Below are 4,949 nucleotides of genomic sequence, written 5' to 3' on the forward strand. Positions count from 1 at the left end.
CAGGAGATATGTACAGTTATGTATCCTGGAGTGACGGCGGTAACAGGACTCATACCTATACTGTAACAAGCTCCAGTCAGGTAGTCACTGCTAATTTTAAGAGGCAGTATTATCTGAGGGTTTCTTCTGATCATGGCAATCCTCAGGGTCAGAATTGGTATGATGCAGGCACAACAGCGCATTTTTCAGTTACCTCCCCTGATGTAGAGGGAAATACCAGATATGTTTTAAAGAACTGGACAGGAAATTATACAGGTACAAGTACATCAGGTTCAATAGTAATGAATTCTCCGAAATATTTAACAGCATTATGGCAGACTCAGCATTATCTTACAACATCAGAAAATCCTGATGAAGGCGGAGATATGACGCCAGCTCCTCCAGGTGCATGGTATGATGAAGGAACAACTGCAAGTGTAGATGTTACAGTAAATGATGGATATATATGGGACGGCTGGTCAGGAGACCTGACAGGTACAACCAAACCAACAACCATAACAATGGATGCACCTAAGAGCGTTACAGCTAATTTCAGCATAGGCGGTAATACAAGTGCAATAACAATACAAACCAGTCCTTCAGGCCTTGGGTTTACAGCAGACGGTACATCCTACACAGCTCCTCATACATTTACTTGGGCAGAAGGCAGCAGCCACACAATTGAAGTAAGTTCTCCCCAGTCCGGAGCTTCAGGAATAAGATATGTATATTCCAGTTGGAGCGACGGAGGAGACCAAAGCCATGCATACACAGTACCTAGTTCAGATGAAACAGTAACAGCAAATTTTACAACCCAGTATCAGCTTACAGTAAATTCAAGTTACGGTTCACCCACAGGAGATGGATGGTATGATGAAGGAACAAGTGCTACCTTTGCAGTAACAACACCTGAGTCAGGCAGTTCTGGGACCAGATATATATTTACAGGTTGGACAGGCACAGGTGAAGGATCATACACAGGAACAGAAGCATCATACACAGTAACAATGAACAATCCTATTACAGAAGATGCAAGCTGGAAGACCCAGTACTATCTTACAACAGCAGAAAATCCTGATGAAGGAGGGGATATAACACCTGCTCCTCCTGGTGCATGGTATGATGAAGGCGCAACTGCAAGTGTAGATGTGACAGTAAATGATGGATATAAATGGGACGGTTGGTCAGGTGATCTGACAGGAACAACCAAACCAACAACCATAACAATGGATGCACCAAAGAGTGTTACAGCTAATTTCTCTGTTGATTCTGATGTTGAAGAAGATACAAAAGTTCCGACAGAATTTGCATTAACACAAAACTATCCAAACCCGTTTAATCCTGAAACAGTAATATCGTATTCCACACCAAAATCAGCACAGGTTAGAATAGAAATATATAATGCTCTTGGTAAAAAAATACGAACCCTTGTTGATGATTACGTTCAGGCAGGGCAGCATCAGATTATATGGGATGGAAAAAATGACAATGGGATTCAGGTTAGTACAGGAATCTACTATTACATCATGCAGAGCGGCAGTTTCAGAAGTATGAAGAAAGCTGTTTTTATGAAATAGATAATGATGAGGCTTTACTCTTTCTCCTTTTTATCTTATAAGCACAGCCCGGATCTGCTTTCCATAGCAGTTCCGGGCTGATGTGTATAGGTATTTAAGGCGTAAGCCTTTTATAAAATCCGGCAATGGTTGTGAGATATAGTAAGGCTTAGGTTTGAGTGTTGCCGGATGAACTCCACTTGAAATTTACACAATTTTAACCCATACCCAACCCATCCCATGCTATCCCATTTCATCCCATGCAATACCATGCTGTCCCATGTAAGCCCTGCTCATCCCAACCCCATGAAATCCGGCAACTGCCGGATTAAATCCTGCCCCGCCCCGTGAAATCCGGAAAGCCTCTGATTTAACTTGCTTTTTAAGTAATAAAATTTTACTTTATTAGATAATGTCATCAAAAATACGTACATTTATATGCGTACCTGTTCCGCTTTCTGTAAAAAAAACAGTGGGTGGCTTTATTAAAGAGCTCAAGGCCCGGGGCGGTGACGTAAAATGGGTTTCTCCTGATAATATGCATCTTACTTTGAAATTTATCGGAGATGTGGAGAAAACTTTCATTGAAGAGATTGCGTCTCATACAGCAGAAGCTGTGGCTTCATTCTTTCAGTTTCCTGTGGAGATCGGAGGTACAGGGGCATTCCCGAATTTAAGCAGGCCAAAAGTGCTTTGGCTCGGTATTTCCAGGGGTTCTGATAAACTCAGGGAGCTTGCATATGCAGTAGATCAGTCTCTTGAAAAAATCGGGATTGAAAAAGACAAAAGGCAATTCTCCGGACATTTAACTATCGGGCGAGTGCGTTCTTTAAAGGGAATAGAACACGTTGCAGAAAGTATGAATAAAAACGATTTTAAGCCGCAGATTTTTAATGCTGAGGCTGTGCATGTGATGAAGAGCGTGCTTGATTCGCACGGGCCGATACATTCTGTATTGAACACAATAAATTTAAGAGGATAAAATATGGCTGAGAAATCACAAGACAAACTCAAAGCAATTGAACTTGCAATTACCCAGATTGACAGGCAGTTCGGCAAAGGTTCTGTTATGAGGCTTGGCGACACAAAAGGTATTGAAAATGTAGCATTTATTTCAACAGGATCCATAGGTATTGATCTTGCGCTCGGAATCGGGGGAGTGCCGAGGGGGAGAGTTGTGGAAGTTTTCGGGCCCGAATCTTCGGGAAAAACTACCCTTGCTCTTCATATAGTAGCAGAAGCTCAGAAAAAAGGCGGTATAGCCGCGTTTATTGATGCGGAACACGCAATGGATGCAGCTTATTCCAGAGCTCTCGGTGTTAAAATTGACGACCTGCTGGTATCCCAGCCTGATACGGGCGAGCAGGCGCTTGAAATAACAGAGACCCTTGTAAGAAGCGGAGCAATTGACGTGATTGTGATAGATTCTGTTGCCGCACTTGTGCCGAGAGCTGAAATTGAGGGCGAAATGGGTGACGCTCAGATGGGGCTTCAGGCAAGGCTTATGTCTCAGGCTCTCCGAAAATTAACAGGTGCAATAAGCAAGTCCCGCACTTGTGTTGTTTTTATCAACCAGATAAGAATGAAAATAGGCGTTATGTTCGGAAATCCGGAAACTACTACAGGCGGGAAAGCCCTGAAGTTTTATTCAAGTGTACGCATGGATATCAGAAGAATCGGAGCGATAAAAGAGGGCACTGAAGTTGTGGGAAACAGAACAAAGGTTAAGGTAGTTAAAAATAAAGTTGCACCGCCTTTCCGTACAGCGGAATTTGATATTATGTACGGGCAGGGAATCTCAAAAATCGGAGAGCTCCTTGATTTCGGTGTTGATCTCGGAGTTGTTGAGAAAAGCGGTACATGGTATTCTTTCGGAGGTGAGCGTCTCGGCCAGGGGCGGGAGAATATTAAGAGATTTCTTGTTAAAGAGGAGAACAAAGACCTTTTTGACAAGATAGAAAAAGAAGTTAAGTTAAAACTCGGGCTGATTAAAGAAGAGAAAAAAGAGAGCAGTATTGATAAAGAGAAAAAATAGATTTTTGTAATGGCAGATTTATGCACAATAACAAAGGTAGAACCTCAGAAAAAGAGGAAGGACAGGCTTAATATTTATATAGACGGCGCTTTTGCATTTGGCGTCAGGAATGATGTTGCACTTGAGTATAAAATTTTCAGGGGCAGGGAGCTTACAGAGGAAGAGCTGTCTGAAATAAAAAGGGCGGAAGAGTTTTCCGGAGCAAAAGAAAAGGGATTTCTTCTCCTCTCATACAGAGCAAGAAGTATCAGCGAGTTTAAAAGCAGGCTGAAGCAAAGCAGATATTCTCCGGAAATTGTCGATGCTGTTACAGAAGAGTTCATTAATAAAGGATATTTAAACGATAAGGAATTTGCAAAGAGCTTTGTAATATCAAGAATGGTTACAAAACCAGCTTCAAAGAGTTATATTATTAATGAACTGATCCGCCATAACATTGATACTGAGACTGCACAGAATGCAGTTGAAATTTCCTACGGAGACTTGCATGAACGGGAAGTTGCAGCATCGCTGGTTAAAAAGAAGTCAAAACACTATTCAAAGGATAATGAAAAAGACAAAAAACGCCTTTTTGATTTTCTCCGCAGAAGGGGATTTTCTTTTGAAATCATAAAAGATGTTGTTGAAAATGAATGGCAATAAAAGAAAGAGGATTATGAAAGCAAATGAAGTAAGACAGTCATTTATTGATTTTTTTAAGGATAGAGGGCATAAGATTGTTAAGAGCTCTCCTGTTGTGCCGCAGAATGATCCTAGCCTGCTTTTTACAAATGCAGGCATGAATCAGTTTAAGGATGTTTTCCTCAATACAGGGACACGCCCCTACAATAGAGCAGTTGACTCACAGAAGTGCATACGCGTAAGCGGCAAGCACAATGACCTTGAGGCTGTTGGAAATGATACATATCACCACACTTTTTTTGAGATGCTCGGTAACTGGTCTTTTGGAGATTACTACAAGGAAGATGCAATAAAATGGGCGTGGGACCTGGTTACAAAGGTATGGGGCCTGCCCGGAGATCGGCTGTATGCAACAGTTTATCAGGATGACAGCGAAGCTGAAGAGATATGGGAAAAAGAGACGGATATTGATAATTCCCATATCTTAAAGTTCGGGAAAAAAGATAATTTCTGGGAGATGGGTGCAACAGGCCCATGTGGCCCCTGTTCTGAAATTCATATTGACCTTGGAGAAGGCTATTGTGACAAGCAGCACATTCCCGGGCATAAATGCACTGTAAACGGAGGGTGTGCCAGAATCATTGAGCTGTGGAATCTTGTTTTCATTCAGTATGAGCATAAAGAGGACGGAAGCTTAGTTCCCCTGCCGAATAAGCATGTTGATACCGGGCTTGGCCTTGAGCGTGCAGCAGCAGTTC

The 4,949-nt window shown here is 42.1% G+C and carries 5 protein-coding genes; all 5 read left to right on the top strand.

Features of this window, described 5'->3' with window-relative positions:
* The coding region (locus J7K93_08680) for a T9SS type A sorting domain-containing protein (protein ID MCD6117076.1) at positions 1 to 1,556 on the top strand (1,556 nt) is incomplete at its 5' end.
* 391 nt (positions 1,557 to 1,947) lie between these two features.
* Positions 1,948 to 2,517 (top strand): RNA 2',3'-cyclic phosphodiesterase, encoded by a 570-nt coding sequence (gene thpR, locus J7K93_08685; GenBank protein MCD6117077.1) that lies wholly within the window; start codon positions 1,948 to 1,950, stop codon positions 2,515 to 2,517.
* 3 nt (positions 2,518 to 2,520) lie between these two features.
* Positions 2,521 to 3,570 (top strand): recombinase RecA, encoded by a 1,050-nt coding sequence (gene recA / locus J7K93_08690; GenBank protein MCD6117078.1) that lies wholly within the window; start codon positions 2,521 to 2,523, stop codon positions 3,568 to 3,570.
* A gap of 9 nt (positions 3,571 to 3,579) precedes the next feature.
* Positions 3,580 to 4,212, top strand: coding sequence for a RecX family transcriptional regulator (locus J7K93_08695; GenBank protein ID MCD6117079.1), 633 nt, complete (start codon positions 3,580 to 3,582; stop codon positions 4,210 to 4,212).
* Positions 4,213 to 4,225: 13 nt separating this feature from the next.
* On the top strand, positions 4,226 to 4,949 hold a 724-nt coding region (locus tag J7K93_08700), incomplete at its 3' end, for an alanine--tRNA ligase (protein ID MCD6117080.1).

It is taken from the genome of bacterium (assembly GCA_021158245.1).
Lineage (GTDB): Bacteria > Zhuqueibacterota > QNDG01 > QNDG01 > QNDG01 > QNDG01.